The following is a 16,820-nucleotide window of genomic DNA, read 5'->3' as shown; positions in this document are numbered from 1 at the left end:
TCTTCAAATCTCGAATTTAATCCCCTGGGCGAGTGGCAATTCAGGTGAGTAATTGATCGTGACAGTCTGGCGCCGCATGTAGTTTTTCCATGCATCCGAGCCGGATTCCCTGCCTCCTCCTGTTTCCTTTTCGCCACCGAATGCACCGCCAATCTCCGCACCGGATGTCCCGATGTTCACATTGGCAATGCCACAGTCTGATCCCTCGGAGGAGAGGAAACGCTCCGACTCAATGAGACGATCGGTGAATATGGCGGAAGACAATCCCTGCGGAACGCCGTTATGGATGGTAATTGCCTCCTCGAGGTTATGGAAAGGAAGAACATAAAGAATGGGAGCGAATGTTTCCTTCTGCACAAGTTCGTGATCGGGCGAAAGCCCAGTGACAATTGCCGGGCGAACATAAACGCCACCGGAAGGAACTTTTTCCGTGATGGGATCTCCTCCGATCACCGTGGCGCCGCTGGCACGGGCCGCTTCCAGAGTCGTTTGCATATTGGCAAGCGCACCCTCGTCGATCAATGGACCAACCAGAATTTCCGGATCACGCGGATCTCCGACCGGGAGATTGGCAAAGGCCTTGGACAGGCGCTTGACACATGTTTCTTGAATATCCTTGTGGACGATGAAGCGCCTCAGAGAAGTACAGCGCTGTCCCGTTGTGCCAGCTGCGGCAAATACCGCCCCGCGAAGGACCATATCCAAATCCGCGGACGGCATGACAATCACCCCATTGTTGCCTCCCAGTTCGAGCAGGCTACGGCCTAGACGGGCCGCCACCCGCTGGGCAACCGTACGACCCATGGGAATCGAACCGGTAGCCGAAATCAGGGGTACGCGAGGATCATCAACCAGTGCCTCACCTGTGGACCTGCCGCCCAGAAGGACAGAAGAGACATCCTCCGGAATATCATCCATTCCCTTGCGGGCCTCCATCGCGAGGGCGTGGCAGGCCAGGGCGCACAAGGGGGCTTTCTCAGAAGGCTTCCAGATCACCGGATTCCCGCAGACCAGCGCCAGCATGGCATTCCATGACCAGACCGCGACCGGGAAGTTGAAGGCGGAAATAACGCCCACGGGGCCAATCGGATGCCACTGTTCCATCAAACGGTGTTGCGGGCGCTCGCTGGCAATTGTTAAACCGTGCAGCTGCCGGGAAAGGCCGACCGCAAACTCACATATATCAATCATCTCCTGGACTTCCCCCAGAGCCTCCTGATGAATCTTTCCAGCCTCCAATGTGACAATGCCGGCAAGGGCCTCCTTGTGAGTACGGAGGGCTTCCCCGATGCGGCGCACAAATTCGCCTCTTCGGGGGGCGGGAACTTTGCGGAGGGCAACAAAGGCCGCACTGGCCCTTGAAATGGTTTCCTTGACCTGTCCGGCAGACGCTTCCTTGAAGGTGCCTGTCAAGGCACCGTCAATCGGGCTGTACTTTTCAAGGGTTTCTCCTGTTCCCTCCTGGGCTTCCATGCCTGAGACACAGGCAGGGTAAGCATTTCCTGTAATGAAGGATTGGAGACAGGATAGGGTGTCTGAATAGGGTTTCATGATGAGAAATCTGTTATGGGTTCAATTTTAACTTCCGGATCCGAATCTTCCTCACCGGTTCCATAGTACTGGCCGAAGCGGTTGTTGATAAACTCATCATAGGACACTTCCTCTTGTCTGACAAATCCCTTGCTGGCCAGTTGTCCATTGGCGGCCAGGTCAACAACTCCGCAGATACCAGCCGCAGTCGTGATCTGGATTGAACTCCATTGCTCACCACTGAAGTCGGCGTTGTAGATTTTCCGGGCATTGCTGTGTTGTGTCAGTTTGCCGTCAATCCAACCACTCACCGTGCAGAAGATCAGGGTCACATCCTGAAACGTTACCGGGATCGCATTCTCCAGGATTTCCCGCATGAGTTTGCGACGTTTTCCCAGGTGCAATTCATTAACAAGAAATTGCATCAGGTATTGGTGTCCCTTGTAACGGACCGTCTTGTAATTGAGATTGCGGACCTTTCCCTTGAGGGTTTCACAGAGCGTTCCCAATCCACCTGAGGTGTTGAAGGCCTCATAATTCTTTCCGTCGAGGGAAAAGAGCTCCAGCCCTTCCAGAGCGAGAATTTCAGCAAGTCGGGTTTCATGGATTGCCTCGCAGGGATTACAGTATTCGTTGATCAGGCCGTCGGTGGACCAAGTCAGATTGTACATCATCATGTTCGAGGGAAACTGGGGCAGGGCACCCACACGCATTTTCACGCTGTCCAGTTTGTCGAATGCCTTACAAAGATCATTTGCCAGGATGCTGATGAATCCGGGAGCTAACCCACATTGTGGCATGAAGATTTGCCCGTCAGTCGCCTTTTTCGAGATGGCAATGATTTCGCGAGTAGTCTCGCGGTCCTCTGTGAGGTCGAAGTAGCTGACGCCTGCTGCAAGGGCAGAGCGCGCAATCAATGTGTTTATGTAGTACGGGCACGCCGAAATGACGCGCTCGCGGCCCTTCAAAAGGTCCACGAGCGCCTTTTCCTCGGATAGATCCACGACATGGGTATCCACTTCAGGGACCTTGTCCTTCAGTCGGCCAAGGGCCCGCTCGTTCTTATCTGCGATTGTGACAGCGTATTCGCCGGACCCCGAAAGCATCTTGGCGACGGCACCACCGATTTTTCCTGCGCCCAGGATGACGACCGGCTTCATTGTTTCGTATTTGTGGATTCAAATATCTTGTCGGCACTTGCCGCGACAAAGCCATTGTACAAGGCCCCGTCAGGACCCTTGTAGCGCCGGGCAAACTCGTAGTAGCAGGTGGGAATACTGCGCTTGATTCCATCGGCAAAGTTGACCTCCATCCGGTCAGCCAACGTGGAGCCTTGTTCAAGCAAGACATCCGGGCTTCCCTTCACCCGTCCTCCGGATTCGTTTATGGCGTAGCCAGCCGATTCGACAAAGTCCAGCACGGCTTCCAGCGAAGGGGTCTTCTCCAGGTGATTAACCGCAATGGTAAAGTGGTTGGCATGAAGGCCCAATGCAGCAACCCAAGCTGCATACTCACTTTCCTCCAAGAGCTGTTCATAGTCTGTGTAAGCAACGGGGGACCAGAGTGGCCCGGCCCACAGAATGTCGTCATTTTCCACTACAGTAGCATCTATCTGTCCGACTAGAGCCTGAATAATTGATTGTGCTTTCGGGCTCAGCGCTTCCACTTCCAACTCGCTGAGGAAAATACGCGGATACTCCGGTTTTGGATGCAGATATCCCATTGCATTGAGTTTTTTCGCTTCAAACCGGTATGGCGCAAAGCGTTCATAGCCAAGAGCCAGAATTGGTTTTTCCAAGGTTTTCAATCCAATTGGGTCCAGCCCGAATGTGCGGAAGGCGACATGGTCGTTCAGGACAGTTTCGCCTTGCTCTTCGAATAGCTGTTTAATTTTTGCGGCTCTTGGAGCCATCCGGATGTAGTCTTCCCATAGATGGGTAAAGAACGTTTCGGGGTTCATTGAATTTCCTTTGGTTTGAATTTGTGTACCGCTTGCTAGCGGAGAATAACTTAGGTTAAATTTTGCCCGATTGAGTGTCAAGTTCAGTGAAATACAGACCCCCGATATGTCTGGTTCGCATACTGTATTTTGGGCGTTTTCATTTCTTGTTCCAGATAAGAGGCGATTTTCACTAGGGGGAGTCATGAGTGCCATTGTCAAACTTCCCGGAAGACTTATACCGTTTCTTCATTTGATCCTCGTGCTGGTTATATCATCGTACTCTCTTCCAGCATCCCCCGAAGCTTCCCTGAGGATTGAAGAACTTCGAGAACAGATACGCCATCACGATAAGCTGTATTTTAATGAGGCAAATCCTGAGATCAGCGACTATGAGTATGACTTGCTCGTTCGTGAGTTGAATGAATTGGCTCCCGGGTCGGAGCAAATGCCCTCGCCGGATAGTCCACCAGCGCCTGCACCGGGAGATGATCGGAAAAGCCGCTTTGAAAAGGCGGCGCATGCTGTTCCGATGCGCAGTCTGGAAAAGTGCTATTCGGCTGAGGAGGTGAAAAGTTGGCTACAAGAAATCACAGAGCATGCCGGGGATGACGAATCGACCATAGTGATTGAGCCAAAGGTTGATGGATTGGCGGTTAGCATGGTCTATGAAGATGGCCGTTTTGTCCGGGCCCTGACGCGCGGTAATGGTCAGGAAGGGGAGGATATTACAGCAGCAGTACTCGCGATGGGAGGATTTCCACTTAATTTATCCACAACTGGAGGGGATAACAACGAATCGGGGATTCCGGCTTCAGCCGAATTCCGTGGAGAGATTTACCTGCCGATGGGCAAATTCCGTGAAATAAATTCTGACCGTGTAGAGCGGGGGAAGGAACCTTACAAAACGGCGAGAAATCTAGCTGCCGGGACTGTCCGGTTGGAGGATTTGGAATTGGTAAAGACAAGAGGTTTGAAAGTTATCTTGTTTTCCTGGGGTCTCTGGAAGCCGGCAAATGACCAACCCCTCACACAGCTTGAATACTTAAGCAGATTAAAAAGCTGGGGCCTTCCTCGAATCGAACCTTTGGATACGCTCAATGTTGGGGCCCGTAATGTCTCCAATTTGCCATTGGCCCAATACCGGAATTACCTGTCGAAATTGGACATGCCGACCGATGGCCTTGTCCTTAAAGTGAATTCCGTTGCTTTGCAGAGCCAACTGGGAACGGGTCGGCGTTCTCCAAGGTGGGCGGTGGCTTGTAAATTTGAGCCGGAATCGGCCATCTCCAGAATACTGGCCATCAACTTTCAAGTCGGGCGGACCGGACACCTTGCTCCCGTGGCGGAATTGGAGCCAGTCGAAGTCGGTCGACGGACAATCTCCCGGGTGAGCCTGCACAACGGGGCATTTATACACCGGATGGATATCCGGCCCAATGATCGTGTGGAGGTTGAGCTCCGGGGTGACACCATTCCGACCATTTCGGGCACTTTTCCAGAACATCGTGACGCTGACTCCAGACCCTTTGTCTTTCCCAGTGTGTGCCCTGAATGTGGTGTCGCAATTGGGACATCTGGAGGGCTCAGGTGCCTTAATCGCCATTGTCCAGCAAAGCAGGTTAAACAACTGCTTCACTTTGCCAGTTCAGTTGGGATCAAGCGCTTGTCGGAGGCCTCTATTACCGAATTGAGAGGGACCGGCCAATTGAAGGATTTTTCTGATTTTTTCTCCCTGTGGAAACTAACGGACATTCCACACTGGAAAATTCTTCTTGGCTTAGGGATAGACGGCATGGGTCCCGTGGCCTGCAAGAATCTCTTTAGCAAGTTGGGGAATTTGGAGAACCTGATGCAACTTCCACTGGAAGCTGGAAGCCTTCGTGATTTAGGCCTGAATAAAGCCCAAACTGCCTCTATGGCTGCCTTTCTTGGCGATGGGGAAAATATCCAGTTGCTTAAGCGCTTGATTCGACGGATGCCGAGGCAGATCAGTTTAGAAGGTCGGGCAACCGGGAAGCATATGACCAGCCAATTAGAAAATCAGATTCAAGATCCAGAATGAGGATACTTCCGTCTTCCCATTGATGATAGAAACCGTAGCGGACTATTCGTAGGCGAAGATCCCACCATTCCCGGACTTCAACTGCGGCATATGGCGGCCGGACGAATCCCGAGGATTTCTGCCAGGTATCCAAGGCGTGATAGGTGGGAATTGAGAATGGTTCAGTCTCCGATATGGGGTCCAATCCAAGCGATTGCACCCATCTCTGCTGATTAATCGGGTCAACGGGTAGCTGGAAAAATATCTGTCCGGGCTCAATGACCAGAACACGCGCCCTGGATAGGGTTGTTACTTGGTCGAGAATCTTCTGTGCCGTTGGCTCAGGTTTGAAGACCCAGAATATGCCTCCCCCCCAGCAGATGAAAATAGCGAAAATCGGCAAAAGGACCCTGATGGGCCAGATCCTCCTTGGCTTTCCTTCGGTTGTACCCCCATCCCCAGGCACATTGGATTGGGCGGCCAGTTGGGCTTGGGCCAACTCAACGCTTGAAGCATGTGCGTCTGGAGTGCCGACTGGGGGCGGGGGAGGCGGCTTGAACTCAGGGATGGGTTTGGGGCCAGCTTTCTGTGATTTCAGCCGCAATGGCTTCTTTTTCTGGAAGCTGATCTTCGGCTTGGGAGCATCTGGTGCGGCCTCCTTAAGGCTTGGCTCCGGCGATTGGGTTACCCCGGGAGGAGTTGTCGATAACTTTGGCTTTGCCTGGGTTGCTTCAACTGGGGGCTCTGGATCCCCCATCAGCGGGGCCTTTCCAGCTTTCTCGGGCGGCCCAGGTTTGCTGGATGGCTCAGGTTTCGGCATCCCTGCCATTGGCTTCAGCGGGCTGATTTTCGACCGCTGATCCGATGCCGGGTCCTTCTGTTTTGGCTTCGCCTGCTCGCTGAAACGAAGAGCTTCATCAGGAGCCATTGGGTTGATGGTCTGGAGCAAGCCCGGACGCCATGTGAATTCGCACTGACGAAATATGACAAATTGGCCCCCTTTGACATGGTAATGGTCCAAACGAACCTGGCTTGGCGGGGATTCCCAGTAAGGGGCGAATTTGGACCATTCCCCGACAAATTTCCATTCGGCGCCCCATCTGGCTGCCATGAGGTGCAGGTGGTCCGGATAATCCGTTTTCGTCTCGAATTCGAGCAGGTTATCGAGTGAGAAATTATTCTCATCCGCAAAGTCTTCAGCCTCATCCCACGATCGAAAGACACCGCGGGCGATATCCTTGTCGACAAGGACGAAGGCTCGTCGAGATTCTTCCTGTCCGTGCGAGCCTAGTTTGGAAGCCATGCCAGACCCCCTTCCGAAAGTACCAAGTTCCCTGTATAAAGGTGGCCATCGTCCACCTTCCGGTCCAGGGCAAGAGCATCCTCAAGGGATGTGCAGCGAACCCAACCCGAGCTGAAAGCCTTCTGGTCAATCGGTTTCCATGGATCCTGCCATTGACCCTCTTCAATCGAATTTTCGAGAGCTCGCTCCGCTTGACCGGCCCAGCTCATGTCCGGCCAGAAATAGGCGATACCCGAGGGCACGGCCAGCCCAGCCAGCGCAAAAATCCAAAGTTTTACGAGGGTGGAGAGGGAAGGATCAACTACATGAATTTGCTCTGAGCCCATCTGTAAGGTTGAACGCCATACTTTGGGGCTCAAGCGCGTCTGTCAACTCACTCGTCAATCTTGATTTTACAATCCGGACTTCTTGAGGTCTTCCCAACTGGAGATGCGTTCCCCAGCATAGTTCAGTTCCCGCCAAGCGGTGACAACCGGGACAAAATCGCCATCGTCGTCATCATCGTCATTGATATTGGCAAGATCCTCATCGTAGTGGAATTTGTAGGTTCCGCTGAACTTGATGGTTTCACCAACAACAGCACCAAAGACGTCTCCGCCACCACCGCCACCCTTGAATTCAAGGGATGAACTGGGTGAATATACCGCCCCGGAAAGAGTACCATTACCGCCCATATAAACGCTCGTGTCCCAATCCGAGTTTAGCTCGGCAACGTAAATCTGCAGATTCGGCGGACGGCCCGTATCATTGATCATGGCGGCTTCCGGGCCTGTCACGGTCAGGCTGCCAGCCAGATAAAATTCCAAACTGGCCGAGGAGCCCAGGAGCATGCCCCCGTTGATTATTGTGTCGGCTGGAGTATTGATATCCTCGTTGTCGACAACGATCTGTGTTTCCCCTGAGAAGAGGTATAGTTCTGAGCTGTGGACATCAATTTCGGTAAGCTTGTAAGCCTCTTCAGTCACCAATGCGATGTTTTCATATTTAATCTCCGAGCTCGTATCATACGTGCCGTCATTATCGGTATCGATGTACGCAAACTCAATGACTTCTACCTTAAGCCCTTTACCAATTGACTCTGACTTCGTACTGAACTCCAGGGATGGAAACTCAGCTTTCAATTGCGAGACTGCCAAACTGCCGGGAATCAAAGTGGATGCACTAAAAGTGCTCGGCAGACTGGTTTGAGGAGTCGTCAGAGTAGGGAGCTCAGGCTCGGGAAGATCAGCGTAAAAATCGAGTGCGACCCGGTCCCAGTCGATCCCAGTAACGCCGTTTTCATAGTCAGTGAGGTCGCGGATACTACCATTGGGACCAATATCCGGTTTTCCACCACCTGTCGCCACGTTTCCGACGACTGTTGCATTGCCGATGGAGACAGCCCCTGAAACAACTTCGTTCGAAGCTACAGAGCCATTGTCGCGCCTGTTTGTAGTCACATCATACGGACCGGCCGAGGAGCTGTAACTATCCACGAATACGTTCCCTCCAACAAAGGTCACACTATCCTTGCCAAGAATACCATTTCCCCATCCGCGCTTCCATGGCTTTGAAGATCCCTTCTCCATCTCAACCCGGATTTGCTTCCTGACGAGCATGCCATTGTTCAAAGTGACCAATCCTTCGGAAATGACGACGGGAACTTTATCACCGTCTGGATTGATCCATTCCGGTTCCAAGTATACCCGCAGGGAGCGGTTATCATTTCTCAAACTGGAACGGACCCGATATAGCCGGGAGTCCTGATCATTTTTAGCTTCCGAGGTAATATCAATGTGTGGAAAATTGTCCTTATAGTATCCACCTCCACTGGTTGAGGTCCAGGCCGTGTCCAAGTTATCCTCGATCATCCCATGCATGGCATATTCAACGCCTGCTTCAGCGAGGTTGATCGCCTGGAATCCCATCCTTGCCCGGTGAGTGTTGGCCACTTCCTGGCTGACGGTTTTAAGAAAAAGCCCGACCAAGGTCCCTGTCACCAAAGTGATGATCAAGGCTGCAATCATGATTGAGCCGCGAGTGTTGTTTTTAAGAGCTAACATCTTTATTCCTTAACATGAAGCGGGCTGAAATGATGTAATTGGTATTGGTTACATTCAAAACTTCCCGCTGGAGTTCTGCTTCCACTTGTACGTGTTTGATTTCGAGGAGACGTGTGGTCTCCGGACTGACTAACGGGTTTGACTGGTTAATCAGGCTGTAATAGGTAAATTTTAGATCTTGAACATCATAGAGCAGGATTCTGTCTTCAACGAGGGCTCCTGAAGCAACGTCGTAAACCGTCCTCTTGAAGGTGCCAGCCGATGAAATGAACTTGTAAGTCACCTCATAATCCCGATAGGCCTTTGTTGTTTCATCCCAGAGAGAATTTCGGCTGGTGAATGTAGTCGTTTCAGCGGCGATCACATTTGAGGCCATTCGGGAATCCCGACCAAACACCTCAATCGCATATCTCGTCTGGTTGTTCATCTCCGAGAAATTGATCATGCTCTGGGAGCCCTTGGCCAAGCTGATCACAGTTGCGTATGAAGCTGTTAAGACGAAGGATGCGATCGTCATGGCGATCACTAGTTCAGCAAGCGAGAAACCGGCCTTGGATTTTGTGAAGGCTTTCATTTTAGACCTTTCTGTAATGGTAGTCATTCAGACCTTCTTTGGTCACAATGGTATTAAAAACCTGATACGTCCTCAAGCCCTTGGCATTTGTCCACCAGACGAAGACACGCACCATCTTAAGGTTGGTTTGTCCGTCAATGTCCTTGATTTCGCGGTAGGCCCGATAATCGCCGGAAAACTTTTGTATAAAGTCACCCTGCGGAATTACCCTTGTGACTTGGGCGACGGAATTGATCGCGTCCCAATTCATGGTACGCATGCGTTCCAGCTCGCTCTGAATAATCTGGGAGGCCCGCAGTTCTTCCCGGGCGTCCTCAACCAAGTTCATCCCCAGGAAGTAGGAAGCATAGGATGCCGTGAAAACGATTGCCATTAAAACAGATCCAATGATCACCTCCACCAGGGTAAAACCACCTGTTTTGTTTGTGTATAACTTATCTACTGTCTTCATGAACTATTCCCCATTTCCGTGTGATATTCCCTTATTTTCAACAATCCCTCAAGCGCAAATCATTGGCATTGCTCTTTTTAAATCTTTTTAACAAGCCCTACAGACTTCTAGACGGATTTAGCAGGGCCATGAGGCTGGGAAGAAACTTCCCTATATTGAAAGTTCCTTCAACCCACCAAAATCCAAGGCTTGACCCCTTTGGGCTGAAAGCATGAACCTGTCGCCCGAATGAATCGCGTGTATATCAAGACTTATGGCTGCCAGATGAACGAGCGCGACTCGGAAGCGGTAGCTGCCCAGCTCCGGGGCCGGGGCTATACCATTGTGGCCGACGAGCAATCGGCTGATGTGGTCTTGTTAAACACCTGTGCTGTCCGCGACCAGGCTGAGCAAAAAGCCATCGGGAAGACGGGACATCTGGCCAAGCGAAAGCGCAAGGACCCGAATTTCATCATCGGGGTGATGGGGTGTATGGCACAGAATCGTGGTGAGGATCTTCTGGAGCGCCTCCCGGATCTGGATTTACTTGTCGGCACACAGAAGTTCCACCGTGTACCGGAGATGCTGGACCGGTTTATTGCCAGCCAGAAAGGCATTGGGCCTCGTCCAAGCACCATTGTCGACCTTGGAGAGGAAAGCGGTTCTGAGGAAACCATTCGCGAGCATACGGAAGGAGAGCGTAAGGTTTCCTCGTTTGTGAGCATCATGCAGGGCTGTAACATGCACTGCACCTTCTGCATAGTCCCGAAGACCCGGGGAGCAGAGCGCTACCGGAGCATGGATTCAATCTGCGAGGAAATTGAGGAGCTTGTGGCTGCCGGGACCCGGGAAGTGACATTACTGGGTCAGATCGTGAACAGCTATGGCATGCGACAAATACCCTATCGAAGCGGCATCAGTCCATTCGTCCAGTTGCTTGAGCGGGTCAATGCAATCCCGGAACTGGAGAGAATCCGGTTCACCTCACCGCACCCGCGTGGATTCCAGAAGGATCTTGTCGAGGCTTATGGCCGGCTGGAAAAGCTCATGCCGTATGTGCATCTTCCCCTGCAAAGCGGGTCAGATGAGATGTTGAAGCGCATGCGGCGCCCCTATTCACGGAGACGATTTTCAGAAATAGTTTCCCAGTTACGGGAAGTCTGTCCGGACATCTGTCTCTCGACCGATATCATCGTCGGCTTCCCCGGTGAGACCCATGAGGAATTTGAGGACACCCGCAGCCTGTTTGAGGAGATTCGCTTCGATATGGCATTTATCTTTAAATATTCGGAACGCAGCGGCACGAAGGCAGCCGAGATGGGTGACGACATTCCTGCTGAAGAAAAGGAATCGAGAAACCAGGTCCTGTTGGAAATCCTTGGCCGGACATCCCTTGAGAAAAACTCAGCCCTTGTGGGATCCGTGCAGAAAGTCTTGCTGGAAGGGCCTGCGCGGAAAGGCGAAGGGATGTTCATGGGGCGTAACCCCGGCAACCGGAAAGTCATCGTTCCGGCCTCTCCGCGGCTGGTGGGGGAGATTGTCCCTGTTCGGATTACGAAGGCAACTGTCACCACCTTGTCCGGTGAGTTATGTCTCACGGGTATTGACGAAAGCGAGTCGGCTGTCCTTTCTCACTAGTTTTAACGCCACTGAAAATGATTCCATCGCTCTTTACCTACACGCTTCTTGCCGCCCTTGTCCTCCTTCTCGGGGGGATTTCCCTGCTGGCTGTTCCCGGAAAACTGGAGCCCTGTCTTCGGGCCTTTCCTCGACATCGACTGACCGGGATTATCACGATGATCATCGGGGGTGGCTGGTTCATCTGGAAGATTTCCCAGCTTGGGCAATCGGACTTCGGCGATTACAAGGTGATTATGATGCTTCTTTTTGGGGCGACCTTGCTTGGCTCGATCTTCTATGTGCGCGATTTCCTGGCCGTTCGAGGGGTGGCGATCATCATCCTTCTCGCAGCCAATACCGGACTCAAATCGGCATTTGGTTTGTATGACATCCCGGAACGACTGGTCCTGGTGACCATTTTATACCTGTTTATCGTTCTATCATTGGTCTACGGGACATTGCCCTACAAGATGCGCGACACGATGAATTGGCTGCTCATTTCCCGGTCCCGTTTGCGCTCCTTGGGAATAATCCTCAGCATATTGGGCTCCTCCTTGGTAGTTAGCGCATTTCTCTATTAACATCTCTTTATTTATATAATGGAAAACATCATTATTCTCGGAACTGGCTGTGCCGGCTTAACGGCCGCCATTTACGCGGCTCGAGCCAACCTGAACCCTCTAGTCCTCGAAGGGACCCAACCTGGTGGACAACTCACGACAACCAGTGAAGTCGAGAACTTCCCGGGCTGGCCAGAAGGCATTGATGGGTTCGAACTCATGGACAAGCTTCGCAAGCAGGCCATGCGCTTTGGCACCCGTACGGAATATGCCCGGATTGACTCAGTCCACTTCGGGGGTGATGTGAAAAAGCTGGTTGCCGAGGATGGAAAGACCTTCGAGGCCAAATCCGTTATTATTGCCACGGGCGCTAGCCCGCGCCTCTTGGGCATTCCCGGCGAGAAGGAACTGTTTGGTGGAAAGGGTGTTACAACCTGCGCGACCTGCGATGGCGCGTTTTACCGTGACATGGAAGTGATTGTTGTCGGTGGTGGCGACAGTGCCTGTGAAGAGGCTTTGTTCCTGACGCACTTCTGTAGCAAGATTCACCTCCTTCATCGGCGCGACGAATTGCGAGCGTCCTCGATCATGGCCGATCGAGTGAAGGCCCACGAGAAGATTGAGGTGCATTGGAACACTGTACCGCTTGAAGTGCTGGCTGGTGACGATGGCCTGATGCGTGCCGCGCGTATCAAGGATGTCAATACGGGTGAGGAAAGTGAATTGGAGTCGAAGGGCTTTTTCATCGCAATCGGACATATTCCCAATACGGCCCCCTTTGCCAATGAGCTCGAGACGGACCACAATGGATATTTTATTCCAGAGGGCGGGAGCCAGGTGAAGACCAGGATTCCGGGTGTCTATGTGGCAGGGGATTGTGCCGACCACGTTTTCCGCCAGGCCATCACGGCCGCGGGAATGGGCTGCCAGGCAGCGATCGATGCAGAGCGCTGGCTCGCCGAACAAGAGTAAGTGCCCGGTATGGATTCACTGCTGGAAAAGCACTTTCCTGAGATTGCTCCTGCCCGGCTGGAGAAACTCAACCAGCTTGAGACGGCTTTCCGCGAATGGAATGAACGGATCAATCTTGTTTCCCGCAAGGACATGGAAGCCTTTGTCCTGCACCATCTGGTCCACTCGCTGGCCCTGACCAAGTTTGTCCAATTCCGGGACAGTTGCCGGATCCTGGATGTTGGCACGGGTGGGGGCTTGCCCGGATTGCCGCTGGCGATCTGTTACCCGAAAGCCAATGTCTTCCTGTGCGATTCCATTACCAAGAAGGCGAAAGCTGTTCAGGATATGGTGGACACAATCGGTTTGGGCAACGCCACGGTCATCAACAAGCGGGCGGAGAAGCTTGAGTCCAAGTGGGACTACATCATTGGCCGGGCTGTGACATCGCTACCGCGCTTTATCGGCTGGATTCAGGATAACATTCGCGCGGGCGGAGATGCTGCTATCCCGAATGGGGTTCTTTATTGGAAAGGCAGTTTGTACAAAGAGGAACTTGCTCTCCTCGAGATTGAGCCGCACGCAGTTTATTCAATCGAGGAACAGATTCCTGATCCGTATTTTTCAGAGAAGTACATTGTCCACCTGACTCGCGAACAGGTCATGAAGGCAAAACTTCCTGAAGAGGAAGCAAGCTGATCGCGGCTATTCGACCACGGTGCGTCCCACACCGGGTTGGCCCGGACGGAATTGCTGGCCGTTCTTCTCAATCGTCACTGCCGAACCGTTGGTGAAGCGGATGGAGACTGGACCTTCCTTGTCGAGCGACAGTGTTTCACCGGCATTCAGCGAACCGCTGTACAAGCGCTTGCGATCGATTGTCTGCTCGACGATCAAGGTCACATTGTCAGAAGCAGTTACGATGATAGTGTCTTGGCCGCTTGTCACGGTGGAGGTGGGCGTTGCGGGAAGCGAAGTGGTCTGCGTGGGGGCCAGATCCGGGTTGATTTCCGGGGTGTCGTCACCCTTGAGAAGCTGGATGAGGACAATCAGAATAATCGAGACCAGAAGAATACCGGAGAAGACAATCCCGATTTTCATGTAAAGGGTCTTGTTTTCATTCCATGACTCCTGATCGTGCCGTGTGCCTTCCCGCTCAAGCGTCGGGGGAGGCGGGCTTTGCACCGTTCCGCCTGTCCCACGGTCTTTATCCAAACTAAAGTGCAATTCCGGCTCAGGACCATCCTCTTCAGGAGCCTCGGTGACGACAACGCGTTCATTGGCTGGGTGCTGTGGGCCATCAGAAGGCTCATCCTCGAGCTTTAACTCAACATGGCCAAGCGATTCCTTTTCATTGGCCACTCGCAGGTTGTGGGCTTCCTGCTGGGTACGGCCCAGCTGGTGGGCGTCGTAGTCAGTCAAAATCTTGACCGGATCCAATTTAAGGAAGCGGGCATAGTTCTTGAGGAACCCGCGCACATAAATCTGCGGCAAGTCGATCTCGAAGGAATTGTCCTCCATCGCGAGGAGAAAATCTCCCCGGATCTTGGTAGCTTCGGCTGCCTCGCGGACAGATACACCTTTGCGCTTACGGGCTTCTTCGAGTCGTTCACCGATCATGCCTTAATGAGAATGCGAAAAGTGCGTAGCTTTCAAATCAAAAAGATCAGTTGAAGTTCCCGGCTAATCTGGTCCATTGGTGGATTATGTTGATTGATACGCACTGCCATTTGGAGAAGGCCTTCCTAAAGGGCGATGGGGAAGCCCTTCTGGGGCGTATGCAGGAGGCTGGTATTGGCCGCTGTATCACGGTTGGAACGGGCCCTGCGGACTGGGAGCGGTATTACCGCCTGGCGGCCAGCGAGCGCGGACGGGTTGACTGGACGGTGGGTATCCACCCGTGCGATGTGGAAGAAGGATGGGGCGACCACATCAAAGCGGTCTCAACATATTTTGCCACGGATCCACAACCGGTGGCCCTTGGAGAGATCGGACTGGATTACTTTCATTTGCCAAAGTATCCGGACGAAGCGGCGGAAGCCCGCCAACTACAGGAGCGGGCCTTCAAGGCACAACTGGAATTGGCCTTCCAGCTGGATTGTCCAGTGGTCATTCATTCGCGTAATGCCGTTCAGGACTGTATCCGGTTTATTGATGCCAGCGGGCTTAACTGGGAAAAGGTTGTGTTTCATTGTTTCAGCGACGGTCCTGAATTACTCGAGCCGATCCTCGAACGTGGTGGACGCGCCTCCTTTACAGGAATCCTGACTTACAAGAATGCCGAACCTGTCCGCCAAGCAGCCCTCGCCCAAGGCCTGGACCGGCTGATGCTCGAGACGGACTCTCCCTACCTGTCCCCCGAACCGCTCCGCGGCAAACCCAACGAGCCAGCGAATGTTCTCCACATTGCCAATTTCGCGGCGGAATTGTTCGGTGTGACTCCTGAGGAGCTGGCCAAGATCACGACCCGGAATGCCATTGAATTCTATGGATTAAGCGATTCATGAGGGTGGTTCTGGGTAGTTTGATCTTCTTTATTGGCTTCTTGTTCAGTCAGCTGGGTGCTTGGTATCCTGATGTTGACTGGTTCAATACGGTCTACGTCTCGACCGGGTGGCCGTTGGCAGTCGTCCTTATCGGGATTGGCCTTATTCTCAGTGCTCCTCTTATCAACAGGCGTGATCCGGTCCTTGTCGGGTGGTTTGCTTTTGGTCTTTGTGGATGCCTTCTGCTCCTTCCCCTGTTTATGGCAAAATTAGCCCAGGAGCGCTTTGATGAGCAGTTTGCAAAGGAAATCAGCAGTCGACAAAAGGCCCTTCAGGGTGAGCTCCGCCGTCAGGCGCAGGCGGCCCTTGATGAAGTGCGGTCTGCCCGATCCACTCGCCCGAAGGACCGCTTTACCCAGTACGAGGGCCGGATTGATGTCCTTTCCCTCGAAAAGATCCGCGCCCTGGACCAGAAAATGGGGGACGCCCTCAAGCGCAAAAGCGATGACTATAAAGAGGCCTTGAATACTTATCCCACGCGAGGACCCGATACTTGGATTACTTTCCGTACCCGGGAGGAGCTGGAGGACGAACGACTTGCGCATCAAAAGCTCTATGAGGCCGCTCGCGGATTTACCCAGTTTGTTGAATCGTTCGAAGACTCCTACACCGAGGCCGTTGATCAACTGGCTCTCAAGCCGCCTGCTGACCGCGTTGCGGTAGCAGAAATGCAACGGATTCTGCTCTTTGCCGAAGCAAACAAGGTCTATGAGCTCAGGAAGCTGGATGTTGAGGCTATCGGGGCGGCCCTCGCGGCCCTGAATATCCTTTTAGAGCAGTGGGGAGAGTGGTCTTATGATCGACGCGAACAATCCCTTTCGTTTGCCAATTCTGCCAGCGAGGCCAGTTTCCATCAGGCTTTGCAGCGTTTGGTGGTCGCGACAGAGGCAGTTCAAAACATTACCAGGCCGCCAAAGGACGAAAATTGAGCCGTGTTTCGCTCTTTTTCTTCAATTTTTTCCGAAAAAAGTTTTGGGAAATTTACGCCAAATTGAGTTGTTCACACTAACTTGCTTTTTGCCCAAAGTTATTCACAGCGGTTTTGGTCTGTATCCTGCCAATTAGCAGGGAGTTAGATACACACCCGAAAAGGGGAGTGTTAATAACTGTGAATTATTCACAAATGCTTGATCATGAGCGTTTTAGGGTTGACAGGCGGCGCCCCCCCAGAGCATACTTTTCTCAGTTCTTTGAAAGAACAGGCATTCGAAACTCGAAGGCCTCAGGATAATCCCGGGCAACCGGGGAAAGGTCAGATTTATCGAACGAATCTGGCTCCTC

The 16,820-nt window shown here is 52.6% G+C and carries 16 protein-coding genes; 7 read left to right on the top strand and 9 right to left on the bottom strand.

Features of this window, described 5'->3' with window-relative positions; genetic code table 11:
• Positions 1 to 3: 3 nt before the first annotated feature.
• The 3 genes from amaB to G0Q06_RS10915 all read right to left on the bottom strand — a co-directional run bounded on the left by amaB (position 4) and on the right by G0Q06_RS10915 (position 3,490).
• Positions 4 to 1,473 (bottom strand): L-piperidine-6-carboxylate dehydrogenase, encoded by a 1,470-nt coding sequence (gene amaB / locus G0Q06_RS10925; RefSeq protein ID WP_163967343.1) that lies wholly within the window; start codon positions 1,471 to 1,473, stop codon positions 4 to 6.
• A gap of 74 nt (positions 1,474 to 1,547) precedes the next feature.
• Positions 1,548 to 2,690, bottom strand: coding sequence for a saccharopine dehydrogenase family protein (locus tag G0Q06_RS10920; RefSeq protein ID WP_163965817.1), 1,143 nt, complete (start codon positions 2,688 to 2,690; stop codon positions 1,548 to 1,550).
• Positions 2,687 to 3,490: a DUF1338 domain-containing protein gene (locus G0Q06_RS10915; RefSeq protein WP_163965814.1), complete on the bottom strand. Its 804-nt coding sequence runs from the start codon at positions 3,488 to 3,490 to the stop codon at positions 2,687 to 2,689. The genes G0Q06_RS10920 and G0Q06_RS10915 overlap by 4 nt, the downstream gene beginning before the upstream one ends.
• Positions 3,491 to 3,674: 184 nt before the next feature.
• Between G0Q06_RS10915 and ligA the strand changes: the two genes are divergently transcribed.
• Positions 3,675 to 5,534 carry an NAD-dependent DNA ligase LigA gene (gene ligA, locus G0Q06_RS10910; protein WP_163965811.1) on the top strand — a complete coding sequence of 620 codons (1,860 nt, stop codon included), beginning with the start codon at positions 3,675 to 3,677 and terminating at the stop codon, positions 5,532 to 5,534.
• Here the strand turns inward: ligA and G0Q06_RS10905 are convergent.
• The 5 genes from G0Q06_RS10905 to G0Q06_RS10885 all read right to left on the bottom strand — a co-directional run bounded on the left by G0Q06_RS10905 (position 5,461) and on the right by G0Q06_RS10885 (position 9,883).
• Positions 5,461 to 6,816 (bottom strand): hypothetical protein, encoded by a 1,356-nt coding sequence (locus G0Q06_RS10905; RefSeq protein ID WP_163965809.1) that lies wholly within the window; start codon positions 6,814 to 6,816, stop codon positions 5,461 to 5,463. The two genes, ligA and G0Q06_RS10905, sit on opposite strands and share 74 nt — an antisense overlap.
• Complete coding sequence (locus tag G0Q06_RS10900; RefSeq protein ID WP_163965806.1) at positions 6,801 to 7,142, bottom strand: hypothetical protein; 342 nt, start codon at positions 7,140 to 7,142, stop codon at positions 6,801 to 6,803. The genes G0Q06_RS10905 and G0Q06_RS10900 overlap by 16 nt, the downstream gene beginning before the upstream one ends.
• Before the next feature lie 66 nt (positions 7,143 to 7,208).
• On the bottom strand, positions 7,209 to 8,858 hold the full coding sequence (locus tag G0Q06_RS10895) for a DUF7305 domain-containing protein (RefSeq protein WP_163965803.1): 1,650 nt from the start codon (positions 8,856 to 8,858) through the stop codon (positions 7,209 to 7,211).
• Positions 8,845 to 9,432: a PilW family protein gene (locus G0Q06_RS10890; protein ID WP_163965801.1), complete on the bottom strand. Its 588-nt coding sequence runs from the start codon at positions 9,430 to 9,432 to the stop codon at positions 8,845 to 8,847. Before G0Q06_RS10890 ends, G0Q06_RS10895 begins: the two co-directional genes overlap by 14 nt.
• A 1-nt stretch (position 9,433) precedes the next feature.
• Positions 9,434 to 9,883, bottom strand: coding sequence for a type IV pilus modification PilV family protein (locus G0Q06_RS10885; RefSeq protein WP_163965798.1), 450 nt, complete (start codon positions 9,881 to 9,883; stop codon positions 9,434 to 9,436).
• A 228-nt stretch (positions 9,884 to 10,111) separates the two neighbouring features.
• Here G0Q06_RS10885 and miaB point away from each other — a divergent pair, with 228 nt between their 5' ends.
• The 4 genes from miaB to rsmG are packed head-to-tail and all read left to right on the top strand — an operon-like array spanning position 10,112 to position 13,692.
• The gene (gene miaB, locus G0Q06_RS10880; protein ID WP_163965794.1) at positions 10,112 to 11,500 is read left to right on the top strand and encodes a tRNA (N6-isopentenyl adenosine(37)-C2)-methylthiotransferase MiaB; all 1,389 of its coding nucleotides are present in this window, start codon (positions 10,112 to 10,114) and stop codon (positions 11,498 to 11,500) included.
• Positions 11,501 to 11,517: 17 nt separating this feature from the next.
• Entirely contained in the window at positions 11,518 to 12,063 is a 546-nt protein-coding gene (locus G0Q06_RS10875; protein ID WP_163965791.1) for a hypothetical protein, read from the top strand.
• Positions 12,064 to 12,081: 18 nt separating this feature from the next.
• Positions 12,082 to 13,014: a thioredoxin-disulfide reductase gene (gene trxB, locus G0Q06_RS10870; RefSeq protein WP_163965788.1), complete on the top strand. Its 933-nt coding sequence runs from the start codon at positions 12,082 to 12,084 to the stop codon at positions 13,012 to 13,014.
• Positions 13,015 to 13,023: 9 nt separating this feature from the next.
• Positions 13,024 to 13,692 (top strand): 16S rRNA (guanine(527)-N(7))-methyltransferase RsmG, encoded by a 669-nt coding sequence (gene rsmG / locus G0Q06_RS10865; RefSeq protein WP_163965787.1) that lies wholly within the window; start codon positions 13,024 to 13,026, stop codon positions 13,690 to 13,692.
• 6 nt (positions 13,693 to 13,698) lie between these two features.
• Here the strand turns inward: rsmG and G0Q06_RS10860 are convergent, their stop codons facing one another.
• Positions 13,699 to 14,613 carry a helix-turn-helix domain-containing protein gene (locus tag G0Q06_RS10860; RefSeq protein ID WP_163965784.1) on the bottom strand — a complete coding sequence of 305 codons (915 nt, stop codon included), beginning with the start codon at positions 14,611 to 14,613 and terminating at the stop codon, positions 13,699 to 13,701.
• Positions 14,614 to 14,699: 86 nt separating this feature from the next.
• Here G0Q06_RS10860 and G0Q06_RS10855 point away from each other — a divergent pair, with 86 nt between their 5' ends.
• Entirely contained in the window at positions 14,700 to 15,500 is an 801-nt protein-coding gene (locus G0Q06_RS10855) for a TatD family hydrolase (protein ID WP_163965782.1), read from the top strand.
• Positions 15,497 to 16,468, top strand: coding sequence for a hypothetical protein (locus tag G0Q06_RS10850; RefSeq protein ID WP_163965780.1), 972 nt, complete (start codon positions 15,497 to 15,499; stop codon positions 16,466 to 16,468). Before G0Q06_RS10855 ends, G0Q06_RS10850 begins: the two co-directional genes overlap by 4 nt.
• Positions 16,469 to 16,820: the final 352 nt, after the last annotated feature.

The sequence above is a fragment of the Oceanipulchritudo coccoides genome, from assembly GCF_010500615.1.
Taxonomy (GTDB): domain Bacteria; phylum Verrucomicrobiota; class Verrucomicrobiia; order Opitutales; family Oceanipulchritudinaceae; genus Oceanipulchritudo; species Oceanipulchritudo coccoides.
The sequence above is the reverse complement of the archived record's forward strand: the minus strand, read 5'-3'. Positions and strand labels throughout refer to the sequence as shown.